General features: G+C 71.4%; 17 protein-coding genes. 7 read left to right on the plus strand and 10 right to left on the minus strand.

Annotated elements, in window-relative coordinates:
* Positions 1-575 precede the first annotated feature (575 nt).
* Entirely contained in the window at positions 576-5,123 is a 4,548-nt protein-coding gene (locus tag RAN62_RS31445; protein ID WP_305788452.1) for a hypothetical protein, read from the plus strand.
* A gap of 100 nt (positions 5,124-5,223) precedes the next feature.
* On the opposite strand, the gene rplI is transcribed toward RAN62_RS31445, so the two are convergent.
* The 5 genes from rplI to RAN62_RS31470 form a co-directional block, all read right to left on the minus strand.
* Entirely contained in the window at positions 5,224-5,673 is a 450-nt protein-coding gene (rplI, locus tag RAN62_RS31450) for a 50S ribosomal protein L9 (protein ID WP_305788453.1), read from the minus strand.
* Between the two features lie 14 nt (positions 5,674-5,687).
* Positions 5,688-5,927, minus strand: coding sequence for a 30S ribosomal protein S18 (gene rpsR / locus RAN62_RS31455; RefSeq protein ID WP_007073789.1), 240 nt, complete (start codon positions 5,925-5,927; stop codon positions 5,688-5,690).
* A 78-nt stretch (positions 5,928-6,005) separates the two neighbouring features.
* On the minus strand, positions 6,006-6,551 hold the full coding sequence (locus tag RAN62_RS31460; protein ID WP_305788454.1) for a single-stranded DNA-binding protein: 546 nt from the start codon (positions 6,549-6,551) through the stop codon (positions 6,006-6,008).
* Positions 6,552-6,618: 67 nt separating this feature from the next.
* A complete protein-coding gene (gene rpsF, locus RAN62_RS31465; protein ID WP_225254282.1) occupies positions 6,619-6,909 on the minus strand; it encodes a 30S ribosomal protein S6 in 291 nt (96 codons plus the stop codon).
* Positions 6,910-7,198: 289 nt separating this feature from the next.
* On the minus strand, positions 7,199-8,188 hold the full coding sequence (locus RAN62_RS31470; RefSeq protein ID WP_305788455.1) for a hypothetical protein: 990 nt from the start codon (positions 8,186-8,188) through the stop codon (positions 7,199-7,201).
* A 123-nt stretch (positions 8,189-8,311) separates the two neighbouring features.
* Here RAN62_RS31470 and RAN62_RS31475 point away from each other — a divergent pair, with 123 nt between their 5' ends.
* Both RAN62_RS31475 and RAN62_RS31480 read left to right on the plus strand, forming a co-directional pair.
* Positions 8,312-9,088 (plus strand): deoxyribonuclease IV, encoded by a 777-nt coding sequence (locus RAN62_RS31475; RefSeq protein ID WP_305788456.1) that lies wholly within the window; start codon positions 8,312-8,314, stop codon positions 9,086-9,088.
* A gap of 441 nt (positions 9,089-9,529) precedes the next feature.
* On the plus strand, positions 9,530-12,067 hold the full coding sequence (locus tag RAN62_RS31480) for a hypothetical protein (RefSeq protein ID WP_305788457.1): 2,538 nt from the start codon (positions 9,530-9,532) through the stop codon (positions 12,065-12,067).
* A 16-nt stretch (positions 12,068-12,083) separates the two neighbouring features.
* Here the strand turns inward: RAN62_RS31480 and RAN62_RS31485 are convergent, their stop codons facing one another.
* The 3 genes from RAN62_RS31485 to RAN62_RS31495 form a co-directional block, all read right to left on the minus strand.
* Positions 12,084-13,565: a glycosyltransferase family 87 protein gene (locus RAN62_RS31485; RefSeq protein WP_305788458.1), complete on the minus strand. Its 1,482-nt coding sequence runs from the start codon at positions 13,563-13,565 to the stop codon at positions 12,084-12,086.
* Between the two features lie 140 nt (positions 13,566-13,705).
* The gene (locus RAN62_RS31490; protein ID WP_305788459.1) at positions 13,706-16,297 is read right to left on the minus strand and encodes a transglycosylase domain-containing protein; all 2,592 of its coding nucleotides are present in this window, start codon (positions 16,295-16,297) and stop codon (positions 13,706-13,708) included.
* A gap of 375 nt (positions 16,298-16,672) precedes the next feature.
* On the minus strand, positions 16,673-17,143 hold the full coding sequence (locus tag RAN62_RS31495; RefSeq protein ID WP_305788460.1) for a DUF5318 domain-containing protein: 471 nt from the start codon (positions 17,141-17,143) through the stop codon (positions 16,673-16,675).
* Between the two features lie 154 nt (positions 17,144-17,297).
* Between RAN62_RS31495 and RAN62_RS31500 the strand changes: the two genes are divergently transcribed.
* Together RAN62_RS31500 and RAN62_RS31505 are read left to right on the plus strand one after the other, a co-directional pair.
* Positions 17,298-17,951: a PadR family transcriptional regulator gene (locus RAN62_RS31500; RefSeq protein ID WP_305788461.1), complete on the plus strand. Its 654-nt coding sequence runs from the start codon at positions 17,298-17,300 to the stop codon at positions 17,949-17,951.
* Positions 17,952-17,971: 20 nt separating this feature from the next.
* Positions 17,972-19,051, plus strand: a complete 1,080-nt coding sequence (locus tag RAN62_RS31505) for an inositol-3-phosphate synthase (RefSeq protein ID WP_305788462.1) — start codon at positions 17,972-17,974, stop codon at positions 19,049-19,051.
* Positions 19,052-19,319: 268 nt separating this feature from the next.
* On the opposite strand, the gene RAN62_RS31510 is transcribed toward RAN62_RS31505, so the two are convergent.
* Together RAN62_RS31510 and RAN62_RS31515 are read right to left on the minus strand one after the other, a co-directional pair.
* On the minus strand, positions 19,320-19,799 hold the full coding sequence (locus RAN62_RS31510) for a methylated-DNA--[protein]-cysteine S-methyltransferase (protein WP_438874579.1): 480 nt from the start codon (positions 19,797-19,799) through the stop codon (positions 19,320-19,322).
* Between the two features lie 104 nt (positions 19,800-19,903).
* Positions 19,904-21,334, minus strand: a complete 1,431-nt coding sequence (locus tag RAN62_RS31515; RefSeq protein WP_305788464.1) for a CCA tRNA nucleotidyltransferase — start codon at positions 21,332-21,334, stop codon at positions 19,904-19,906.
* Between the two features lie 57 nt (positions 21,335-21,391).
* Between RAN62_RS31515 and RAN62_RS31520 the strand changes: the two genes are divergently transcribed.
* Both RAN62_RS31520 and murJ read left to right on the plus strand, forming a co-directional pair.
* Positions 21,392-22,282, plus strand: a complete 891-nt coding sequence (locus tag RAN62_RS31520; protein WP_305788465.1) for a hypothetical protein — start codon at positions 21,392-21,394, stop codon at positions 22,280-22,282.
* A gap of 189 nt (positions 22,283-22,471) precedes the next feature.
* Positions 22,472-24,235 carry a murein biosynthesis integral membrane protein MurJ gene (murJ, locus tag RAN62_RS31525; protein ID WP_438874580.1) on the plus strand — a complete coding sequence of 588 codons (1,764 nt, stop codon included), beginning with the start codon at positions 22,472-22,474 and terminating at the stop codon, positions 24,233-24,235.
* Positions 24,236-24,284: the final 49 nt, after the last annotated feature.

Here is a 24,284-nt window from a genome sequence, read left to right on the forward strand (position 1 = left end):
GGCACGAACCTCACCCGCACCCCAAGCGGCGCGAGCCCGCACCCGAAACGGCGCGAGCCGCACCCGAAGCGGCGTGAACCACGCCGAACAGCACGAACCGTGCTCGCACGAGCACGATCTGTCCCCGACGACGAACCGGCGGGAAAGACCGCACCGGCCCGGCACGAAGCCCCGAGTAGATCAAACAACGCGGGTACGACACTTTCGGGTGACGACACCCCCGCCCGAGTGATCCAAGCCACGAGATTTCTCGGCGAGCCCGCCGATCGTCGCTGTGACCTCGCCGAATCGGCCCATGGGCGTGATCCGGCGCGGCTAACGATACGAAGCCGCACGTCATCGGCCCAAACGACGCGGTGGACAGCGCTCGGGACAACCTGTGGACAACGCGGCCGCGCCTGTGTGCAGCCCTGTGCACAGCCTGTGTATAACTCCTGGGGACGCTCCGTGTCGTACCCCTCTGAGCTGCGGTTTTGTCGTCCCCAGCATGTGGAGAAAACAAAAAGGTGCGGCCCGTGACGAAGCCATCGCGTCAGGGCGTTGCAGAACCGGGAAAGGCACGTCACGCTTTCCAGGTGGACCAACGGGAGTGGGACTACGGCGCCCGCCTGCCGCGCGAGAGGAGCGCGTCGGACCCTTGGTCACCCTCGCAGCGCCCGGAAAGTCCCGATTCTTCCGGAGCCGCCGAGCCCGGCGCGCCCGTCTGGGGCACCGGCTCGGTGACCGACACGGGCAGCATGCAGCCCATTCCCGAGGCTGTCGCGTGGTCGCTGCGCGCGGAGGCCTGGGCGCAAAATGAGGACCAGGCCGTCGAGCGCTCCAGCTCCGGCACGGTCAGCCGGTGGTCCGAGGTCGCCGCCACGGGCCGCCCGGCCGTTCCCGCGGAGGGCTTCGGCTGGCGCACGTCGACGTCGGAGTGGCGCGCGACGAGCGAGACCGGCCGCTGGCGGCAGACCACCGAGTGGCGCTCGGCGTCGGGCACCTCCGGCTGGCGCACGACCACCGAGGCGTGGCAGGCCGGCCAGGACGCCGAGTCGTTCCCGCCGGTGCCCCCGCCCGGTCCCGCGGCGACCGACCCGCCCAACCGCCTTCCCGCCATCTCGGGCACCGCCTGGCCGACCCCCGAGACCGACGCCGCCCCCAGCTGGCGGGCCGGCGACGACATCCCCAGCTGGCGCTCCGGCGACGACACACCCAGCTGGCGCCAGAGCGGGTCCGCCACCGGGCCGAGCGGGCCCGACGCCACGCCCAGCTGGCGCCAGGACGCCACGCCGAGCTGGCAGCGCGAGGCGAGCGAGACGACACCGAGCTGGCAGTCGGCCGCCGACTCCTCCGGCCGCCCGGCGCCCGCCGATGCCACGCCCAGCTGGCAGCGCGCGGCCGACCCGACGCCGAGCTGGCAGAGCCCGGCCGATCCGATCTCCGCGCGCCCCGGCGACGCTCCGGGCTGGTCGCGGGGGGAGGAGACGCCCAGCTGGCGGCGTACCCCTGATCCGACGCCGAGTTGGCAGAGCCCGGCGCCGGCGTCCGGTCTGCCGCAGTCGAGCCGCTCGGAGCGTCCGTCCTGGGACGCGCGGCCGAGCTGGCAGTCCGCCGACGCGCCGCAGCAGCCGTCGTGGGCGGACGACGGCCGGCACTACGTTCGCGAGGACGACCGCGCGCAGTGGCGCCGCGAGTCGGCCGCGGGGCAGGCCGGCCTGGATGCCGGGTCGCGCTCGGCGGGCCGCCGCCGGGCCCCGGAGCCAGGATCCAGGACCACCGGGGGTACGGGCTGGAGCACCCGTTCCGACGCCGACAACTGGGCCGGGCACACCGACACCGGCAGCATCCCCGCCTATCAGGACCCGCTGTCGGACACCGGCAGCTGGCGCCGGGACAGCACCGACCCGGCCGACCGCTGGCGCACCTCGCCGGAGTCCACCGACCGCCGCGACGACCCCGCCGACCGCCGTCGCCGCGCCGATGAGCCGTCCGACAGCTGGCGGATGAGCACGACCACCGACAGCTGGCAGAGCTCGCCCTCGGAGAGCCGCGCTTCGGAAAGCTGGCAGAGACCCGCGTCGGAAAGCCCGGCTTCGGAGAGCTGGCGCAGCGCCGACGAGTCCCGGGGCGGTCAGCGCCGCGCGGACCGCTGGCGGGGCAGCGACCCGGCCGGCTCCGCGGAGGGCTGGCGGGGCGGCGACCCGCCCGCGCCCTCGGGACCGGCCGACGGCTGGCGCAGCGGCGACCAGTCCCGCGACTCCGGCTGGGGCGACAACGGCCCGTGGCGGCGCGACCCCGATCCGGCGCCACCCGTCGACCCGTGGGCGCAGAGTGCCACGGAGACCGGCGTCATCCCGCTGCCGCTGCAGCCGCGTACGCCCTCCGACACCGGCTCGTGGGATCGCGATCAAGACGGACGGCGCTCGCGCTCCGACCGCGACGACACCGGCTCTTGGCGCGACGGTGCGCCCTCCGACACCGGCTCGTGGCGGCGCGACCAAGCCGGACCCGGCCCGGTCTCCGACACCGGCTCGTGGCGACGCGACCAGCCGCGCCCGGACGCGGTCGCCGACACAGGTTCCTGGAGCCGCGACCAGGACCCCTCCAGCACCGGTTCGTGGCGCCGTGATCAGGATCGGTCAGATCCGAACTCGTGGCGCCGCGATCAGGACCGCCCCGACACCGGCTCCTGGCGCCGCGATCAAGACCCGTCGGACCCGGCCTCCCGGCGCCGTGGCCAGGACGACGCCGATTCCGGTTCGTGGCGCCGGCGTGAGCTGGAGTCCGGAGCGCCGCAGAGCCCGTCCGACACCGGCTCGTGGCGCGGACCCGGCGCGCCGCTGAGCCCCGCCGACACCGGCTCCTGGCGCGGACGGCAGCCCGGCGACTCGAACGGCTGGCGTGGCCGCGAGCTCGAGTCCGGCACGCCCCAAGGCCCCGCCGACACCGGAAGCCGGCGTCGCCGCGAGCTCGAAGGCCCCGCGGACGGCGGCCGGCGCCGGCGCGAGCTCGAGTCCGGCGCGCCCCAGAGCCCCGCGGACACCGGCTCCTGGCGAGGCCCCGCCACGCCGCAGAGCCCGTCCGACACAGGTTCCTGGCGCAGCGACACCACTTCGCGCTCCTGGCAAGAGCGGTCCGACGCGGGCTCTTGGCAAGACCGGCCCGATCCCGCTTCCTGGCAGCGTGGGGACGACGACCGTCAGCCCGACGGCCGCCCGGGCCGCCAGCGTGGCCCCGAGCCACAGCGCGACCCCCGCCGTGGCCCCGAGCCACAGCGCGACCCCCGCCGTGGCCCCGAGCCACAGCGCGACCCCCGCCGCGGTCCCGAAACTCAGCGCGAACCCCGCCGTGGCCTCGACGCCCAGCGCGGCGCGGGCATGCCACCCCGCCGCGACAGCCGCGACTACGCCCGCCGCCGCGAGCCCGACACCAGCTGGCAGCGCGAGCTCGAAACGGCGGCGTGGGACCGCGATCACGAGTCGGACGTGTGGCTCCGCGACGCCGACACCGGCCAGTGGCACCGCGCCACCGCCGAGGACGACGAAGACGACGAGGACGACCGAGGCGATTCACGCCCTCGGCGCCGTCGCCGTGCCCAGGGCCCGCCGCCGAACGGCCCGCTGGCCCTGGAAAGCGGTCGCCCGACCACACCCGACGACTGGCGCGACCGGAGCCCGCGCGGCGCCGAAGCCAGCCGCGCTGACGACCCCCGGGCCGACAACTGGCGCGATCAGGACGCACGCGGCGCAGACCGTGACGGAGATCTCCGGGTGGGCCGCCGCCGCGCCCCCGACACACGCCCCTTCGAGCTCGAAGCCGGCCCCTCCGCCCGCCGCGACGCGACCATGCCCGACGGCCCCGCCGAGGATCCTTGGGAGCAGGCGCCCCCGGCCCCGGGCAGCCGTCCCGACGCCGCCCGCCCCGTCTCCGGCCTGCCGAACCGGCCGGTCTCCGGGATGCCCGACCGCCCCGTGTCCGGCCTGCCGGATCGCCCGATCTCCGGGATGCCGGACGCCCCGACCTCGGGCGTACCCGGCCGGCCGGTCTCCTCCACCCCGGCCACCCGCCCGGTCTCCTCCACTCCGGCCACCCGCCCGGTCTCCTCAGCCCCGGCCGCCCGCCGCCTGGACGAACCCACCGCGCGCCGCCAAGACGACGCCGCCACCCGCCGCCCAGAAAGTCCCGCCGCTCGCCGTCAGGAAAACCCCCGGCAGGACGGCCCCGCCGACTGGCGCACCGACACCCAGTCCGGCTCCTGGCGCCCGGGCGCTCAGGCCGAGGCGCAGGCCGAGAGCTGGCGCAACCAACTCCGCGCCGAGCAGGGCGAGCCGCCCCTGACCCGTACTCCGGACGCCGTCACCGAGATCATCCAGCGCACCGACGAGCCGGCCCCCTGGCTGCAGGCCGAGCGTGAGCAGGCCCGCGGCCGCGGCGGCGAGGACGGCGGCTCGGGCTCGGCCGGCTATCGCGAAGGCAACACGACGGACTGGCGCCGGGAGCTCAAGGCGGAGAGCAATCTCGCCGAGGGAGAGTCGCGCCGCTTCGGGACCAGTGACTTCGTACCCTTCCGCGCGCCCTCGCAGGAGCCGGTCGCCGCCGCGGCAGCGCGAGTCCCGGAGCCGGTCTCCGCCCCGGCGGCCGGCGGGGCGGCCGCCGCCACGGGCCTGATGCCGCGCACCGGACCCAGCTGGCAGGACCCGCCGGACACCGAGTGGCCGCCACGCGGCGCTGTCATGACGTCGCCGACCGGTGCCTACGAGCGCCGGCCTGTGAGCACTCTCACGTCCGCGTCGGCCCGGCAGAACGACCTCTTGGAGCCTGAGGAGGAGCTCGAAGAGGACACCGGCGGCCCGCTCGCCGCGGTCGGTTACACCGTCGTCTGGTACGGAGTCCCCGTCGTCCTCTTCGTCGCCTACATGCTGATCGTCAACGGCGCCCAGCAGGGCCAGGCCGTCGACACGCTGATCAAGGCGGCGCCTCAGTTCGCGCTCTCGCTGGTCCTGAGCATGCTCGTGGCAGTGGGCCTCCGCTGGGCGAGCGGCTCCTGGAAGGCAGCCAGCGTCGGCCTCGCCTCGGCCGTCGTCGGCGGCGGTCTCGCCACGGTTCTGACCTCGGCCATCACCGGCAATTCACTCAGCTGACGAGGAAAACCGCCCAGGGCCGCGAGAACCCAGAGCCCGCAACACAAAAGCGCGCCACCCCCGAAGGGGCGACGCGCTCTCGCGTAGACCGAAAACAGCCTTACTTCGCGGCGACCACGTTCACGGGGAACGAGGCGGTCACCTCGGGGTGCAGCTTGACCTGGACCTTGTAGCTGCCCGTGGTCTTGATGTGGGCCGGCAGCTCGAGGCGGCGCCGGTCCAGGGACGGACCGCCGGCGGCCTTGACGGCGTCGACGATCTCGGCCGGGGTGATCGAGCCGAACAGGCGGCCGCCATTGCCGGAGCGCGCGGTCAGCGTGACCTTGATGCCCTCGAGCTGGCCCTTGACCTCGTTGGCCTGGCCCAGGTCGCGGATCTCGCGGGCCTCGCGGGCCCGGCGGATGATCGTGACCTGCTTCTCGGCGCCCTTGCTCCACTTGATCGCGAAGCCCTGCGGCAGCAGGTAGTTACGGCCGTAGCCGTCCTTGACCTCGACGATGTCGCCGGGGGTGCCGAGGCCCGACACCTCCTGGGTGAGGATGATCTTCATTGTCGTGCCTCCCCTCAGCGAGCCGTCGCGGTGTACGGCAGGAGCGCCATCTCACGGGCGTTCTTCACCGCACGGGCGATCTGCCGCTGCTGCTGCGAGGTCACACCCGTGACCCGGCGAGCGCGGATCTTGCCGCGGTCGGAGATGAACTTCCGCAGGAGAGCGGTGTCCTTGTAGTCGATGTAGGTGATCCCGTCCTTGTCGAGCGGGTTCACCTTCTTCTTCGGCTTGCGAAGCGCCGCAGCCTTAGCCATTGCTCTTACTCCTGAACTCGGGAAGCCCGGTGGGGCTGGGTGAGCCCGATGCGGGGCGGAAGCCGCCCCGCGCAGGGCTTAGAAGGGAGGCTCGTCGTCGAAGGAGGAGCTGCCGCCGCCGGAGCGGTTGCTGTTCCCGGCCGGTGCCGCCGTCGCCCACGGGTCGTCGAAGCTCGACGAGTTGCCGCCGCCTCCGCCGCCACCGCCGGACTGCCGGCCGCCACCACCGCCGCCGAAGCCGCCTCCGCCGCCACCGGACCGGCTCATCTTCTGGACCTTCGCCGTGGCGTACCGCAGCGACGGACCGATCTCGTCGACCTCGAGCTCGTACACGGTGCGCTTCTCGCCCTCGCGGGTCTCGTAAGACCGCTGGCGCAGCCGGCCCTGCACGATCACGCGAGCGCCACGCTGCAGCGACTCGGCGACGTGCTCGGCGGCGTCACGCCAGATGTTGCACGCGAGGAAGAGTGGCTCGCCGTCTTTCCACTCGTTGGACTGCCGGTCCAAGGTCCGCGGCGTCGAGGCGATGCGGAACTTGGCGACCGCCGCACCCGAAGGGGTGAAGCGCAGCTCAGGGTCGTCGGTCAGGTTGCCGACGACCGTGATGGTGGTTTCTCCTGCCATGATCTTCTCCTCGCCGCTGGCGTCGTTCGTCGGAAAGGCTCTCAGACCCCTACGACAAAACGAAGCGTCAGCGGGTCTCCGGCCGGATGACCTTGGTCCGCAGGATGGACTCGTTCAGCCGCAGCTGCCGGTCCAGCTCCGCCACGGCCTCGGGCGTGGCCTGAAGGTCGACGACGGCGTAGATGCCCTCGGCCTTCTTGTTGATCTCGTACGACAGGCGCCGGCGGCCCCAGACGTCGAGCTTCTCCACCGAGCCGCCCGCGGTCCGGATCACGTTGAGGTACGTGTCGAGAGACGGGGCGACGGTGCGCTCCTCGAGCGAAGGGTCGAGGATCACCATGAGTTCGTAATGACGCAAGACGTTCTCACCTCCTGTGGGCTGAGCGGCCACGGGATTTCCGTGGCAGGAGGTCTTGTGTCTCCGCAGAAAGAAACCGTGGGAGAGATGCCCCACGGCCAACTCCTGCGAACCGAGCCAGCATACCCGGGGCTGACCAGGCAACCAAAAAGAGAACCCCGTCCGGGGACGGGGTTCTCTTCTGGAAAGCCGCGGGGCGCCCGGTCCGCATTCGCTGGGTGGGACCTGGGGAGGAACGACCACACCGATGAGGTTGGAACGGCCGCCCCGCGGAGCTTGTAGCGATAGTCTACGCGACGTTCGCCCGAGATGCACGTTGCGACACAAATGCCCGAATCGCGGCGGCTCCGACGCCGACCACGAAGACCGCGGCGACCACTCCGAGCAGGCCGTTCGGACGGGACTCGCGCATCGGCCGCACCGCGGCGACGGGCTCAGCGGCCGCGACCTCGTGCACGGGGGCGGCTGCTGCCGCGGGTGCGGCTTCCGTCGTCACAGGCACACCCGTCTCCTGTACGTCCACCAGCTCCGGCTGGTCCACGCCCGGTGACAGCCCCGGCATACCGTCCGGGAGCTGGGTGATGACCGGTGCGCCCGCGGTGGCCGTACCCGGAATGGTCCTGGTCCTGGGCTTGACGGCCCCGGGCTGCGCGACGCCGCCCAACGGCAGTGCGGGAACGGCGTGTCGCGTGGAGGCCGATTCACGGCCGGCGGGCCGGGGTGCTGCGGGGCGAGCCCGGCCGGGACGCTGCGGCCGGGCGGTGGGAGCACCACCCGCCGGTACGGCCGAAGTCGTCGGCGTGTCGGATTTCGGCGGCGTGGTGGGCAACTCGCCCGCGTCGTCGTCCGTCGGCTCCGGATCGGGCAGCGCCGGCCCCGAGGCCGAGGGGCTCGCCGTCACCATCACGGGCGTGGCCGGGTCCGAGACAGCACAATTGGGGTCGAGCATCACAGCGGTGGTGCCGCGGCGGAAGACCACCTCGGTCGCACCGTTCTCCGGCACAGTGCCCTTCGACGAGCCGTTGAGCATGAGCTCGGCACCATAACCGGTGCGGTTGATCACACGGACGGTGCTTTCCGCGGGTACGGTCATCGACTCGATCGACGGCGTGGACTCGCAGGACAGCCCGAGCATGCCACCGCCGTTGCCGAACACGACCTGACGGCCCGTGGCCTCGATCTGCCCGGCGCTCGCCGTGCCCGTGGTGACCACCGCCGCCCCGAGCAGGAACCCGCCCAGGAGCAGCCCGGTCGTCCGGTGTCGGACTTGGCGTGACATGTAACCATCTCCCCGGTCTGTAACGATCCGGTCGAATAACGACACCTCGTCCGACGTGGTGACGCTTTCGTATCGACCCGGCGAGGCGGGGTGCGCGTCGTACCCACGTCGTAGGCTCGGTCCATGCGCATCGGAGCCCATGTCGATCCCGCCGAGCCCCTCGCCGCCGCTGCCGCCCGTCAGGCCGATGCGGTGCAGTTCTTCCTGGCCGATCCCCAGGGGTGGAAGTCGCCCGTCGAGCGGCCCGACGCCGAGGCCCTGCGGTCGTCCGATGTGGACATCTATGTGCACGCGCCCTATGTGATCAATGTCGCCACGTTGAACAATCGGATCCGCATCCCGAGCCGCAAGCTGCTGCTGACCCACGCCCGCGCGGCCGCGGCCATCGGCGCCCGCGCCCTGATCGTGCACGGCGGCCACGTCAACGCCGGCGACGACATCGCGGTGGGCTTCGACAACTGGCGCAAGACCTTCGCCTATGCGGAGAAGGAGGGCGGCCTCCCCCTCCCGGTCCTCATCGAGAACACCGCCGGCGGCGACCACGCCATGGCCCGCCGCTTCGACAACCTGGCCCGCCTCTGGGAGGCCGTCGGCGAGTTCGGCGCCGGGTTCTGCCTCGACACCTGTCACGCCCACGCCGGCGGCGAGGAGCTGCTGGGCATTGTGGACAGGGTCAAGGCCATCACCGGCCGCATCGACCTCATCCACGCCAACGACTCGAAGGACACCTTCGACTCGGGCCGCGACCGGCACGACAACCTCGGCAATGGCAAGATCGATCCGGACTTGGTGGTGGCGGTCATCCGCGCCTCCGGCGCCCCGGCCATCGTCGAGACGCCCGGCGGCGCCGAGGGCCAGGCCGCCGACATCGCTCTGCTCCGCGAGCGGGCCGGCAGCTGAGCCCCGCCCGGCCCGCCACCAGCCGACCCGGCGCGACGAGGGAGCGGAATGACCACCGATCAGCCGCACACCGGCACCGGCTCACCCGGCCCGGCCGACCACCCCACCCCGCCGGCCGCCCCACCCGGCCCCGCGTCCACGCCGGCACCCGCACCCCGATCCGCGGCCACGACGCCGCCCTCACCCGCTCCCGGAGCCACGCCAGCGCCCGGCCCGGCAGCCACGCCGGCACCCTCACCTGGCACCGCGGCCACGCCGGCGCCTCCGACTGAGTCCGGATCCCAGGTCGCCTCGACGGCGCCAAGTGCCGAAAGCACCGGACGTCTCGGCCGAGCAGCCCGCCGCGCCCGCCGGGCCATCCCCACCCAGCGCAGCCCGCAGCACCTCCGCGGCAAGGAGAGCAAGCGCACAGCCGAAGGGCGGACCGCGCTCCGCCCCGCCGTGCCCGCCCCGCCCACCACAACCACCAAGACGGACCCGTCCCCGGCGCCGGCCACCGACACAAAGCGCGCCGCCGCGAAGACCACCGACGCCGCCGGCAATCCCGTCGGCAGCGCCACCAAGGCCACTGATGCCGCCGGCATCACGACCGCCGCCGACGCCGACTCGGCAAAGGCTGCCGACGCGGCTCGCGACTCCGCCGCCAGCAGTGCGAAGGCCCCTGCCGAGCCCGCCGCCAGCACCGCGGAGACCGCCACCGAGCCGGCCCGCCGAGCGAGCACCATCACCAAGCCCGCCCCTGGCAACTCGACGAAGGACGACTCAACCGCTGACGCCGCGGAGAAAGCCGACGGAAGCGAAGCCGGCTCCCGCAAGCGCAAGCGCCCCGAGCTGCCGTCCACCCGGCCGCCGGGCGCGCCGCCGGACCCGTGGACCGCGTTCGCGCAGACAGGTGAGCGTCCGCCGAGCCGGTGGCGCCGGGGCACCCGCCGGGCAGGCCGTGTTCTCCGTCACGAGTACGCCATCGTCATCTACGGCTCGCTGCTCCTCGCCGTCGCGTTGACGTGGCCGGCGCTGCGCTACCCGTTGCACACCGTGCCGCAGGACATCTATGACCCGGCGCGCCAGGCGTGGCAGGTCGCGTGGGCGGGGCACGTCCTGATCACCGAGCCGGCGCGGTTGTGGCAGGGCAACGCCTTCTTCCCCGAGCACTACAGCTATGCCTTCGGCGACAGTCTTCTCGGCTATGCCCCGTTCGGCATCCTCGGCTCCGGCCCCGGCGCCGCGATCCTGCGCTACAACATCCTCTTCGTGCTGGCCCACGCCCTGCTGGCCATCGGCGGCTATGCCCTGATCCGGCAGCTCGGCTCCGGCCGCACGGGCGCCATTGTCGGCGCGATCGCCTTCGCCTACGCGCCGTGGCGGCTCGCGCAGGAGGGCCACCTCGACATCATCTCGGCCGGCGGCATCCCGTTGGCGCTGGCGATGCTGCTCCGGGGGCACGGCTACTCCCTGCGGCACGGCTTTCGTCCCGAACGCCGCCGCGTCGGCTGGGCCGTGGCCGGCTGGGCGGTGGCCATCTGGCAGATCACGCTCGGCTTCTCGCTCGGCCTCCCCTTCGCGTACGCCCTCCTGGCCCTAGCCCTCACCACCGCCATCGCCCTCCTCGTCCGCCGCCTGCGCCAAGGACAAGCAAGCGCACCAGGACGAGCAAGCGCACGAGGACGAGCAGAAGCACGAGGACAAGCAAGCGCACGAGACAGCCGGCAAGACGCCCGGGCAGATCAGGCGGAGAGGCCCACCGAGGCCCCGCAGACGCCAGCGGCGAGAAGGACCTGGGGCGCCATGCTGCCCTGGCGCCGGCAAAGACAGCACCAGCCCGCCGCCCGCACCATGCAGGACACGCTCGTCGACCAGCCCGGCCACATGGTCGTCCTGCGCGAACGCCCCAACCTCGAAGAGAACCCAGCGAACGGCGCCACGAACGACGAGACAGCCCCAGCACCTGCCGCGAACGCCGCGGAGCGCCAACCACGCGGCCCCGTACTCGGCTGGCGCCTGCTCCTCACCGACCTCCTCGGCTTCCTCATCATGGCCGGGGTCGGTGCCCTCATCGCCCTGCCCTATCTGCGTGTCGGCGACACCGCGCCCGCCGGGACCGAGATCTCCTTCTTCTCCCCGCCGGTCCAGTCCCTGCTCATCGGCCCGGCCGAGTCTCGCATCTGGGGCGCCGCGCACGCCGACGTCCGCAACGCCCTGGCCTGGCCCGCCGAGATGTCCCTGCTGCCGGGATTCGCCCTCTACGCCCTCGCGCTCGCCGGGCTCGTCTTCTCCGTCTGGCGCTGGTGGCAGCGGCTCGTCCTGCTCGCCGGCGCGGTGGTGACGACGGTCCTCGCCCTGGGCACGACGGTCTTCGACGGCAAGTGGACCTACCTGCCGCTCTTCGGGCACTTTCCTTCGTCGCTGGGCCTGCGCATCCCCGGCCGCCTCATGCTCTGGGTGACCCTGCTGCTGGCGATCCTGGCCGCAGGCGCCGTGGCCGAGTTCGTCCGCCGGGTCGAGCAGTTCGCCGCCAGCCGGCGCTTCCCGCCCTGGCCGGGCCCGTGGCTGCGGCTGGCGACGTTCGTGCCCATTCTGCTCGTGGCGGTCGAGGGCTGGAACGCGACCGCCCACCCCGTCGTGCCCGCCCAGCCCGCGGCCATGCGCACCGTGTCCGGGCCGATGCTGGTCCTGCCCACGGCGGAGTTGAGCGATCAGACGATCATGCTGTGGTCGACGTCGCGCTTCCAGCAGGTGGCCAACGGCAGCGGCGGGTTCGCACCGGCCCGGCAGGTGGAGCTGCGCCGCGCGGTGGCCGGCTTCCCGGACGCCGCCAGCATCGACTACCTGCGCAAGCTGGGCATCGGCACGGTGCTGCTGCTCCGCCCGCAGGCCGTCGGCACGCCGTGGGAGCGCGCCGGCGACCTGCCGGTGGACAACTTCGGCATCACTCGCCAGGACCTCGACGAGAACGCGGTGATCTTCCGGCTGGACAGCTGACGGCCCCGACGGAGGGTCAGCTGCTGGTGACAGGCCCACGCAGCCGGAAGGCCTGCCGCAACCGCGCAACCCAGGGCGCATCCGGCGTCCCCTCCAACTCCCCGCCGTCCGGGTCGTCGGCATAGCTGGACCGCACCACGTCCAGCTCCGGCCGCCAGATCTCCCGCACGACCAGCCCCGCCAGCACCGCCACAGTGATCAGCCGCAGACTCGACGCCAGAACGAACGTTCCCTCCGGAATCACCGGCTTCCCCCCGGCCCCGAGCAACTCCGCGTAGAACGCCGTGAAGTAGCCGAACTCCGCCACCGTCCACGCGATGATCGCGCCCCACCGCGGCCGGGCCAGCACGATCAACGGGAGCAGCCAGAGCACGTACTGCTGGGACCACACCTTGCTGAAGATCAGGAACGCGGCGACCACGAGGAACGCCAGCTGGGAGAGCCGCGGGCGGCGCGGGGCCAGCAGGCACAGGACGCCGATCGCGGCGCAGGCCAGGATTGTCAGCCCGTACGTCACGTAGTTGAGCGTGTGCACATGATCGCTCAACCACTGGAACGGCCCCTGGTCACCCGCGGCCCCGCTGTTCCACTTGGAGTCGAGGAACCGGCCGATGTACCAGAGGGTGCCCCAGTCGATGGGCCGCGTGTCGTTGAGTTCGAAGAAGCGATTCCAGCTTTCCCGGTACGCGAAGAAGACGGGCAGATTAGCGGCCAGCCACGCGATCACGGCCCCGCCCAGCGCCAGGAAGAACGCCTGCAGCCGCCGTGATCTCAGGCCCAGCACCAGCAGCGGCCCGAGAATGAACAGTGGCCACAGTTTCGCGGCGCCGCCCAGCCCGAGCAGCAGGCCGGCGAGGATCGGCTGCTTCCGAGCCCACGCGTAGAGCCCGAACATGGCCAGCGCGATCGCCAGGAAGTCCCAGTTGACGGTCGCCGTCACGAGCAGGATCGGTGACAGCGCGAAGATGGCCGCGTCCCAGGGGCGCCGGCGGCGCAAGGCGAGGATGACCGCGGCGGACGCGACGGCCAGGATCGACAGCACCAGGGCGTTGGCGTTGTAGAACCACTTGCCCTGGTTGATCCCGGGGTGGCTCTCGCCGTAGGAGTGGATCGGCAGCCCGAGCGCCCCCATGAAATAGCCGGTGAGCACCGGGTATTCGACGGGGTGGTCGCGGTAGGGAACCTTGCCCTCGTTGAGGCCCTCGGCGTAGTAGAGCGCCAGCACGTCGGTGTAGCAGAACCGCGTGTATTGGACGTTCTTCTGCCAGTCGCCGTCCTGGCAGGGCGACTTCTGCACCCAGCTGAAGGCGAGCGTCAGGCAGACGAGCGCGATGATGATCCGCGGCGCCGTCCAGAAGCGGTTGCGCCGGGTGCCGGGGGACACCGCGTGACTGCCGACCGGTCCCCCGATCGCCTGGGCGAGGCCACGGATGAAACCGTCCGACTGGGCCGGTGAATCGATCGGCTCGGTCTCCGACGACGACGAAGGCGCGCTCATGACTGGCATCATGCCCCATCAGCCCCGGTGACGGTCGTCCACCACAGCCGAACCAAGCGGCCGCGTCACCGATCGCAACGAGAAGCGCCCGCCGCCCCGATGCTCCGGGGGTGCGGGCGCTCACTCGTCAGGCTCGGACGTCAGCCGCCGTCGGGCGTGGTCCCGGTGCCGTTGAACGGGAAGCCGGTGTTCCCCTCGTTCCCGTCGTCACCGTCGTCGCCGTCGTCGTTGTTCTGGTCGTCGTTGTTGCCGTTGTCGTTGTTCCCCTGGTCACCGTTGTTCTGGTCACCCTGGTTGCCCTGGTTCTGATCCTGGTTCTGGTTCTGGTTGTTGTCGCACTGCTGGAAGAGCTGGCAGTTGGGGTCGACCTGGGTGTTCTCCGGCGCGGGAGGCGGGGGCGGCGGCGCGGCCTTGCCGTTCGCGTACTCGCTGTCCGGGTTGCCGGTCCGCTCGCGCTCGGGGAAGTCTTCCTTCTTCATGTCGAGCGCCTCGGTCACGGACTCGATGAAGTCTTCCCAGATCTGCGCCGGCGTGCCGGAGCCGAACATGTCCTTCTCGCCGCCCTTTTCCTTGAGGGCGAGACGGTTGGTGGCACCACCGACCCAGACCGTGGCCGCCAGCTGCGGGATGCCGCCGACGAACCAGGTGTCACCGCTGCCGTTCTTGCTCTTGCGGCCCTTCGGGTCCTGGTACTCCCAGGTGCCGGACTTGGCGATCGCCTCGCGGCCGTCCTCGAGCGTGTTCTTCGCGTGCTCGGGGATTTTGGCCATGACGCCCTCGAGGTCGGACATCTGGGCCTTGTCGAAGACCTGCTTGCCGTCCTTGCCGAGCTCGCTCTTGAAGTTGACGAACTTGCCCGTGTTCTCGTCCATCTTCTTGACGGACTTGATGAAGTGGGCCTCGTGCCGCTCGCCCTGGTTCACGATCGTGGCGACACCCTCGGCGTGCTCCAGCGGCAGCACCCGGAACTGCCCGAAGGCGACCTCCTCGGAGAAGTTCTTGTCCCAGGTGGAGGCGTCGGTCTTCTCCAGGTCGATGATCTTGCCGTCGTTGTTGACCAGGTGCTTGAGGCCGGCGTCCTTGGCCGCCTGGACGACCTTGGAGACGCCGATGCCGTCGGCGATCCAGTAGAACGGGAAGTTGTACGACTGGATGGTCGCTTCCTCGAGCGAGCATCGCTCGATGCCACCGCCGCCGTTGCAGACCGCGCTGTCCTCGGCGCCCGCGTTGCTGATCCGCTCGCCGCGCTTGTTCGGCAGCTTGCCGTCCCACCGCGTGTCGAACGAGATGCCCTCGCGCAGGCCGGCCGCCAGCGTGTAGATCTTGAACGTCGAGCCGGGGGACTGGCCGGCGCCGCTCAGGCCGGTGCCCGTGCCGTTGAGGTAGGACCCGTAGTCCGTGCCCTCCGGATTGTCACCGCCGTAATAGCCCAGCACCCGGCCGGTCTTGGGATCGATGCCGATCACCGCGGCCTGGTACGTCTTCGGCAGATCGCTCATCGGCGAGGCCTTGCTCTTGCGCGAGCCGGCCTTCTCCGCCGCCGCCTGCACCTTCTGGTTGATCGTGGTGGTGATCTGCAGGCCACCCTTGGCGAACTCGCTCTCCGAGATGCCCATCTCGGCCAGCTCGGCCTTGACGTGCCGCAGGATGATGCCGCTCGCGGAACCGGTCTTGCAGGTCTTGCAGGTGTTGGAGCTGGCCGGCTTGACCGTCGGGTACTTGCGGGCGTTGTAGACGTCCTGGGTGATCCAGCCCATCTCCACCATGTTCTTCATGGTGTATTCCCAGCGGTCCTTGGCGTCCGGCAGGTTGATGCGCGGGTTGTAGCCCTTGTGCCCGCCCGGGGTCGGCTCCGGCTGCTTGATGATCGACGCCAGCACCGCCGCCTCGTAGGGCGTGACGGCGTTCTTCTCGCCCGCCGGCGTCAGCACCGACTTGCCGAAGTAGCCCTTGGCCGCCGCCTCGATGCCGTTGTATCCGTCGCCCAGGTAGATGTAGTTGAGGTAGAACCCCATGACCTGGTCTTTGGAGTACGTCGAGTCGAGCTTGCGGGCGATGACCGCCTCCCGCAGCTTCCGGTTGTAGCTGATCTCCTTGAGATCGGCCGCGTGCCGGGCGTACTGCTGGGTGATCGTCGAGGCACCCTGCTGGCTGCCGCCGGTGAAGTTGTTCCACGCGGCGCGGGCGATGCCCTTCATGTCGATGCCGTTGTGGTCGTAGTAGTTCTTGTCCTCCGCGGCGGCGACCGCGTGCTCCACGACCTTGTTGATCTTGGCTTCCGGCACCACCGTGCGGTTCTGGTCGCCGAGGCGGGCGAACTCCGCGCCGCCGGAGTAGAGAATGACGTTCGACTGGTCCTCGGTCTTCGGCGTGGGCAGCACCACGTCGTCGAAGAAGTAGGTGCCCGCGACCGTGCCCGCACCGAGCAGGATCACCAGGACCGCCGCGGCGGCCGTGATGATGTTGGTGCGGCGGCGCTTCTTGGCGGCCTTGTTGAGGATCTTGGCGGCGCTGCCCTTGCGGCCGTTGCCGTCGTGGGGGTCCGGCAGCCCGCCGCCGCCGACGGCCGGCGAGACCGGGCGCACGGCCGCGCGCGCGACAGAGGCGCGACCGCCGTTGGCGACCGGCGCGGCGGCGCCGACCGAGGCGCGGCCACCGACCGCGGCGGCGCCGACCGACGCCCGCCCGGGGCTCACGGAGGCGCGGCCCGGGCTGACCGAGGCCGCACCCACCGACGCCGACCCGACGGAGGCGGCGCCGCGGGGGGCCGCCGATCCACCGACGCTCGCCCGGCCGCCGCTGGAGCGCCGGTAAGCATCGGGAGCGGGCCGCTGGTCGTCGTCAGGCGGTGGAGCAGAGGACGGCCCGGGCACATTGGCCCGGGCACGCGCAGACTGCGGATCGCCGTACGAGTTCATTCGGTTACACCTACCGGTCGCGGTGGCTCGCCCCGGAAACCCTGGAGGGGCTTCCCGGGGCGGGGCCACGGGCGGACGTTCGGGGCTGCGTCCGCGCAGCCGCCCTGTCGGATGTCAAGAATGACCGATTACAGCGCTGGATGCCCGTGTCGGTCCGGATCGTGTCCACGTTAGCGATGTTGGGAGCGGTCACTCGCCGCCCTCCCACCGGTGTGACGACGACCCTGTCTCGCGGTGGCGGCCCGAGGCGGACGCGACGGCAGCCGCCACGCCCTGGTCCAGTTCGTCAGCTGTCAGTGCGTCCCGGCCGAGCAGGAACTGCTCGATCAGGTGGTTCCACGAGCACGACTGGCACACCTCGACCACGAAGACTTGAAACTCACGCAGCGTCATCGCCAGCACCGGCAGCTCCGTGAGCTTCCGGGCCTGACCGGCGGACTGCTTGAGCTCGTCGCCGTAGATGTAGTGCACCAGCGTGAGGTTGTCGCGCCGGCAGACCGGACACCTGTCCTCGGTGGGCTCGCCGTGGAAGCGAGCTGCGTTTTTGAGGTAGGGCGAGGCGTCACAGACCTCGAGCGTCCCGATCTTCCCGTTGTGCAGGTCACGCAGCAGCGCTCGCTTCTGTAGCGAGTAGTCGACGATCTGCCGCTGCGTGCGCATGGCGAAGAGAGTACGCGGTCCGCCGCCGAAGAGCGACCGCCATCACGCAGCGTGGCGTGGCGACTGCCCAGCGCCCGGACCCTTGCCAAGCATGTCGGTCCGATCTACGGTTGCGATGTATCGGCCCGATACATCGCTCGCAGGGAGGTGCCCGATGCTTGAACTGGCGATCCTCGGTCTCCTCCAGGAAGCCCCCATGCACGGCTACGAGCTGCGCAAGGAGCTGGCGGCGAAGCTCGGCACGCTGCGCGCCGCGATCAGCTACGGCACGCTCTATCCCACGCTCAAGCGGCTGCTGCTGGCCGGCTTCATCACCGAGCAGGGCCCGGGCAGTGACATCCCGCCGCCGATGACCAGCAAGCGCGGCCGGATCGTCTACAAGATCACCGCCGACGGCAAGGAGCGCTTCGCCGCCCTGCTCGCCGCGGCCGGGCCCGAGACCTACGACGACGCCGGCTTCGGCGTGCACTTCACCTTCTTCTCCCGCACCGACCGCGCCACCCGGCTGCGCATCCTCGAGGGCCGGCGGCGGCGCATCGAGGAGCGGCGGGAGGGGCTGCGGGAGATGCTCGCCCGGGCCGGCGACCGGCTGGACGCCTACACGCTCGAGCTGCAGCGCCACGGCCTCGACTCGGCCGACCGCGAGGTCCGCTGGCTGGAGGAGCTGATCACCCGGGAGCGCTCCGGGACCACCCCCGCCGTGACCGCCACCGCCCCGGTGGAGGACACAGAGAAGAAGACTTCCCCGGCCGGTCCGGCCGCGGAGGCACCCCCCGTGAAACCGGCTCCGCACCTGGACCGGCCGTGATGAACAAGGAGGCAAACGCGATGGGCTCCGTCCGCGTCGCCATCGTCGGTGTGGGTAACTGCGCCTCGTCCCTCGTGCAGGGCGTGGAGTACTACCGCAACGCCGACCCCAGTGACCGCGTCCCGGGTCTCATGCACGTGACCTTCGGCGACTACCACGTCTCCGACGTGCAGTTCGTCGCGGCGTTCGATGTGGACGCCAAGAAGGTCGGCATGGACCTCGCGGAGGCGATCAACGCCAGCGAGAACAACACGATCAAGCTGACCGACGTGCCCCCGACCGGCGTCAGCGTCCAGCGTGGACCGACCTTCGACGGCCTCGGCACCTACTACCGCGAGATCATCGAGGAGTCGACGGCCGAGGTCGTCGACGTGGTGCAGGCCCTGCGTGACGCCGAGGTCGACGTCGTCGTCTCCTACCTGCCGGTGGGCTCCGAGGAGGCCGACAAGTTCTACGCGCAGGCCGCGATCGACGCCGGCTGCGCGTTCGTCAACGCCCTGCCGGTCTTCATCGCCTCCGACCCGGTCTGGGCCCAGAAGTTCACCGACGCGGGCCTCCCGATCGTCGGCGACGACATCAAGAGCCAGGTCGGCGCGACGATCGTGCACCGCGCGCTCGCGAAGCTGTTCGAGGACCGCGGCGTGGAGCTGCTGCGCACCTACCAGCTCAACTTCGGCGGCAACATGGACTTCATGAACATGCTGGAGCGCAACCGCCTGGTCTCCAAGAAGATCTCGAAGACCCAGTCGGTCACCAGCCAGATCCCGCACGAGATGGTCAAGAGCGACGTGCACATCGGCCCGTCGGACCACGTGCCGTGGCTCGACGACCGCAAGTGGGCCTACATCCGGCTCGAGGGCCGCAGCTTCGGCGACACCCCGCTGAACGCCGAGCTCAAGCTCGAGGTGTGGGACTCCCCGAACTCGGCCGGCGTCATCATCGACGCCGTGCGCGCCGCGAAGATCGCCAAGGACCGCGGCATCGGCGGCCCGATCCTCTCCGCGAGCTCCTACTTCATGAAGAGCCCGCCGGTGCAGTACAACGACCACGACGCCAAGGCGTCCGTCGAGGCCTTCATCAAGGGCGAGATCGAGCGCTGACACCCCGTCCAACCACCCCGCCGCCACCCGAACAGGACTGAAGGCGGAGCCTCTGTCCAACCACCCCGCCGCCACCCGAACGGGACTGAAGGCGGAGCTCGACAAAGAAGGTCCGGGCCGTTGGTCCGGGCCTTCTTTCCCGTGTACGCCCCCAGCCCGCACACCTCACGCCCGGCGACCGCCACCGCCCGGCCCGCGCCCTGCCCCGCCGGCCCGCCCGGCCCGCCGTGAGACCGCGGCATGGACGTCGGCCCGCACGTGATCATCGTCACGTCCACAGCCGCTCCAGCGTCACCCGCGCCTCCAGCTCGAGCAGTCGCCGCTTGCGCTCCAGCCCGCCACCGAAGCCGACCATCTTCCCGCCGGCCCCGACCACTCGATGACACGGCACGAGCACCGGCACCGGGTTCTGATTGCAGGCCGCCCCCACCGCCCGAGCCGCCCCGGGCTCACCGAGCGCGGTCGCGATGGCGCCATAGGTGACCATTTCCCCGTACGGAATCCGCGCGATCTCCCCCCACACGGCCCGCTCGAAGGCCGATCCTCCCCGCATCTCGACCGTCGAGGTGAAATCCGTCACTGTCCCGGCGAAGTAGCCGGCGAGCTCCTCGACGACGGCGACCGCAGCACCGGGCGGCGGCGAAGGTGGCCCGGACACGCCGAACCGCACGCCCACGACGACGTCGCCCTCCAGCTCCACGCCGAGCGGCCCGATCGGCGACTCCACCACCACTCTCATGCCGGCCATTCTCCGCCGGGGGTGTGACACGAACGCGCCAAACGGAGCCACGCCCGCGAGCAAAGCAGCCACGCATCCGAGCGGACAGGACATGCGGCCACGCATCCGAGCGCTCAGGCGGTGTGGCCGTGCTCCCGCGCCCACCGCAGCAGCTCCGCCTCGGCCTCGTCCCGGTCCAGCGGGCCCCGGTCGAGGCGCAACTCCTTGAGGTGCCGCCACGCCTGACCCACGATCGGACCCGGCGGGACCCCGAGCAGCTCCATGATCGCGTTGCCGTCCAGGTCGGGGCGGACCCGGGCGAGGTCCTCCTCGGCCTCGATGCGCGCGATCCGCTCCTCCAGCGCGTCGTAGTCCGCCGAGAGGTTGGCGGCCTTGCGCTTGTTGCGCGTCGTGCAGTCGGAGCGGGTCAGCTTGTGCAGGCGGGGGAGCAGGGGCCCGGCGTCGGTCACGTAGCGGCGCACCGCCGAGTCCGTCCACTCGCCCCGGCCGTACCCGTAGAAGCGCAGGTGGAGATGCACCAGCTGGACCACCTCGGTGGTCACGTCCTTGGGGTAACGCATCGCCTTCATGCGCTGCTTGGTCATCCGGGCGCCGACGACCTCGTGGTGGTGGAAGCTGACCCGGCCGTCGCGGCCGACGGCCTTGGTCGCCGGCTTGCCGACGTCGTGCATGAGCGCCGCCATGCGCAGGACGAGGTCGGGGCCCGCGCCGGCCTCCAGGCGCACGGCGTTCTGCACGACGATCAGCGTGTGCTCGTAGACGTCCTTGTGCTGGGCGTGCTCGTCGATCTCCAGCTTGAGCCCGGTGAGCTCGGGCAGGAAGCGGTCGGCGAGCCCGGTGTCGACGAGCAGGCGCAGGCCGGCCACGGGGTCGGCGCCGCAGAGCAGTTTGGTGAACTCGTCGCGGATCCGCTCGACCGTGATCCGGTCGAGGTCGGCCGCCATCGCGGTCATCGCCGCGAGTGTGGCCGGATCCACAGTGAACTTCAGCTTGGCGACGAACCGGGCCGCCCGCAGCATCCGAAGTGGATCATCACCGAAGGACTCCTCCGGGCGCGACGGCGTGCGGATCAGCTGCGCCGCCAGGTCGGCCACGCCCCCGTACGGGTCGGTGAACTCGTGCCCCGGCAGGCTGACCGCCATCGCGTTGATCGTGAAGTCGCGCCGGCGCAGGTCGTCGAGGAGATTGTCGCCGTACTCCACGACCGGGTTGCGGCTGACGCCGTCGTAGGCCTCGGCGCGGAAGGTGGTGATCTCGAGCCGCAGCCCGTCCTTCTGCACGCCGATCGTGCCGAACTCGCGCCCGGTCTCCCAGATCGCGTCGGCCCAGCCCTTGACCAGGGCGAGCGTCTGCTCGGGCCGGGCGTCGGTGCAGAAGTCCAGGTCGTCGCCGAGGTTGCCGAGCAGGGCGTCGCGCACCGAGCCGCCCACCAGGTGCAACTCATGGCCGGCGGCGCCGAAACGGCGCCCCAGCTCGTCGGCTACCGGGGAGACCCGCAGCAGCTCCTGGACGGCGGTGCGCTGGGCCGAACTCAACTCAGACATGGGGTTACCAGGGTATCGGTCGTGGCGGCATCCGGGCGCAGCGGGCAGGATGGGAGCGTGCCCGTACCCGAGGCGCTACTCCGCCTCAGCGAGGATCCCGGTTTCTGGTCCTTCCTGCGGGCGGAGGGTGGCGCGATCCCCGACCCCGAGCCGACCGGCCTGCGCGTGTCCTTCCCGGTGACCGGCGGCTACGGCCTGGTGCTCGATCTCGACCTGGTCACCGGCGAGCAGACGCTGGGTCTGCGCGGCCCCGCGACCAGCGAGCCGATGCAGCTCGGCTGGGCCGACGCGGGCGGCCCGCGACCGGCCGCGCTGCGCTGGGACGAGCTCGAGGTGTGTGCCCGCGTGATCGCGCTCGAGGACCCGACCCTGCCGCATCCCGGGTTGGTGGTGGCGCTGCTGGCCCCGTTCGCGCCGGTCACGCCGGACGACGACGTGGACACGGTCGCGGCGGTGCGCGAGGCCGCCTACCGGTCGCTGCGCCGCGAGGTGCCGCCCGTCGAGCCGAGCGGTCCGGAGCAGGCGCCGCTGCCGCTCTTCGCGGCCGACGAGTGGTGGCCCCGCCCGCCGGAGCCGTCGCCGCTAGTCCTCGACGAGGCCGCGATCGCGGCCTACAGCAGCCCGGCCCCGGTGGAGCGCCAGGTCCGCGGCAACTCCCGCTTCCCGCGGGAGCAGCTGACCGAGCTGGTACGCCTGGCCGCCCGCCGCCTCGGCCGGGTGCCCGAGGAGGAGGGGTACGAGCAGGTGCGCCCGCTGGCCCGGCAGATCACGGTCAGTGGGGATCTGCGCACCGTCGATGCGCTCGTCCGGATCCTGACCGAGGCCGGCTGCGACCACCCGACCGTGCTCGACGCGCTGAGCGAGCCCCTCGTGCCGATCGAGGCGTGCTGGATGGTCGAGACACTGGCGGGGGCCGTGCCGGGCACGCTGCTCCGCCGTCACGTCTGAGCACCTTCCCCGTAGGGTGGCGTCTGTGTTCGTACCCCTGGGGAGGTCTCGGTGAGCGGCGGCCTGTACCGCAGCGCGCACGCCACGCCTGACGGTGAGCCGGAGGAGGTGGGCGGGGCGTTCCACGTGCCCGTCGACAGCACCGGCACGATCCCGACGGCCGCCGGCGACCAGGCGTTGCCCCCAGAAGTGATCCCGCCCACACCGATCGAGTCGTCGGGCGGCGGCACGGTCTACGGCAGCCGCACGGCCAACCGGTCGGAAGGCGCGGTCTACGGCGGGCCGGCGGTCCACGACGAGTTCGCGCCCGAGGCTGTTCCGGACGCCGCTCCCGAGACTCCGGCTTCGGAGGAGCGGTCCACCGCCGGCAACAGCCTGATCATGGCGATCGGCAGCTTCGTGAGCCGGATCATCGGCTTCGTGCGCAACGCCCTGATCGGCATGGCGCTGGGCTCGGCGGTCGGCAACGCGTACACGGCGGCGCAGTTCCTCCCCGGGCAGATCTACGAGCTGCTGCTCGGCGGCATCCTGTCCAGCGTCCTGATCCCGCTGCTGGTGCGCCGGCGCAAGGAGGATCCGGACGGTGGCGAGCTCTTCACCCAGCGGCTGCTGACCTTCGCGGTCGTGTCGCTCGGCATCGCGACGGTCCTGGTCACCGTGGCCGCACCGGTGATCACCGCGATCCAGTCCAGCAGCGACTCCAGCGGCGATTATCGCGACCTGGTGACGTCCCTGGCGTACCTGATCCTGCCGATCATCTTCTTCACCGGCCTCTCCGCGCTGATCGCGGCGGTGCTCAACGTGCGCGGCCACTTCGCCGCGCCGATGTGGGCGCCGATCCTCAACAGCCTGGTCATCATCGCGGCCTGCGGCATCTTCCTGGTGGCCTTCAACACCGACGGGCTCAGCCCGGCGACGATGACCTCCGGTCAGATCCTGGTCATCGGTGGCGGCACCCTGCTGGGCATCGTGGCGCAGACGGCCGGTCTGCTCCCGGCGCTGCGCAAGGTCGGCTTCTCCTGGAAGTGGCGCTGGTCGCCGCGCGAGCTGGGTCTCAGCGAGATCGGCAAGCTCGCCGGCTGGATGCTCTGCTACGTCGTCGCCAACCAGATCGCCGTCTTCCTCGTGGTGCGCGTGCTCAGCGGCGTGGCGGAGGGCGACACGGCGAGCGTCCTGGCGTTCAACAACGTCTACCTGCTGACCATGATGGCCCACGGCATCATCGGCGTCTCGGTGATGACCGCGCTGCTGCCCAAGATGAGCGCCGCCGCGGCCGACGGCCGGTACGCCGACGTGAGCGCCGATCTGAGCCGCGGCATCCGGCTGGTCACCACGGCGCTCGCCCCGGTCACGGTCGCCTTCTACGTGCTCGGCAAGCCCATCGCGGTGACGCTCTTCCAGGGCGGCAATTACACGTACGAAGCGGCGTGGGCCACCGGTGACGTCCTGGCGACGGCGGCGCTCGTGGTGATCCCGCTGTCGGTGAGCTACCTGTGCACGTACACCTTCTATTCCCTGCAGGGCAACAAGACGGTGGCGCTGATCAACCTGCCGGTCGTGGCCGTACGCATCCTCGGCTACATCGTCCTGGCCGAGGTCCTGTCGTCGACGCTCGCCGCGGCGGGCATGACCGCCGCCAACGCCATCTCCTATCTCCTCTCCGCGATCATCTCGCTCACCGTGCTGCGGCGGCGGATCGGCCGGCTCAATCTCGGTACGGTTGGCAAGGCCCTGCTGAAAGTCCTGGTGGCCGCCGCGATCGCCGCCGTGGCCGGCGTGCTGGTTGTCAAGCTGCTCCCCGGCGGCGACACGCCCGACCGGATCGCCGCCCTGGTTCAGCTCGTCGCCGGCGGTGCCGTGATCGTGCTGACCTACCTGGTGTCCGCTACGCTGCTGAGAGTTCACGAGGTCAGCCAGGTCGTCGGCACGGTGCGGCGCAAGCTCGGCCGCTGATCTTTTCGCTGATCCTTGTGGACATCCGGCCGCACACCCGCTGAACAGC

The sequence above is a fragment of the Symbioplanes lichenis genome (assembly GCF_030709675.1).
In the GTDB taxonomy this organism is placed as follows: Bacteria; Actinomycetota; Actinomycetes; order Mycobacteriales; family Micromonosporaceae; genus Actinoplanes; species Actinoplanes lichenis.

Bases quoted from the DNA above. Each gene is read 5' to 3' on its own strand.
- RAN62_RS31485 (WP_305788458.1), bottom strand. From the start codon at position 13,565: ATGAGCGCGCCTTCGTCGTCGTCGGAGACCGAGCCGATCGATTCACCG.
- RAN62_RS31515 (WP_305788464.1), bottom strand. From the start codon at position 21,334: ATGTCTGAGTTGAGTTCGGCCCAGCGCACCGCCGTCCAGGAGCTGCTG.
- RAN62_RS31475 (WP_305788456.1), top strand. From the start codon at position 8,312: ATGCGCATCGGAGCCCATGTCGATCCCGCCGAGCCCCTCGCCGCCGCT.
- RAN62_RS31505 (WP_305788462.1), top strand. From the start codon at position 17,972: ATGGGCTCCGTCCGCGTCGCCATCGTCGGTGTGGGTAACTGCGCCTCG.
- RAN62_RS31495 (WP_305788460.1), bottom strand. From the start codon at position 17,143: ATGCGCACGCAGCGGCAGATCGTCGACTACTCGCTACAGAAGCGAGCG.
- RAN62_RS31460 (WP_305788454.1), bottom strand. From the start codon at position 6,551: ATGGCAGGAGAAACCACCATCACGGTCGTCGGCAACCTGACCGACGAC.
- rpsR (WP_007073789.1), bottom strand. From the start codon at position 5,927: ATGGCTAAGGCTGCGGCGCTTCGCAAGCCGAAGAAGAAGGTGAACCCG.
- RAN62_RS31470 (WP_305788455.1), bottom strand. From the start codon at position 8,188: ATGTCACGCCAAGTCCGACACCGGACGACCGGGCTGCTCCTGGGCGGG.
- RAN62_RS31510 (WP_438874579.1), bottom strand. From the start codon at position 19,799: ATGGCCGGCATGAGAGTGGTGGTGGAGTCGCCGATCGGGCCGCTCGGC.
- rplI (WP_305788453.1), bottom strand. From the start codon at position 5,673: ATGAAGATCATCCTCACCCAGGAGGTGTCGGGCCTCGGCACCCCCGGC.
- RAN62_RS31500 (WP_305788461.1), top strand. From the start codon at position 17,298: ATGCTTGAACTGGCGATCCTCGGTCTCCTCCAGGAAGCCCCCATGCAC.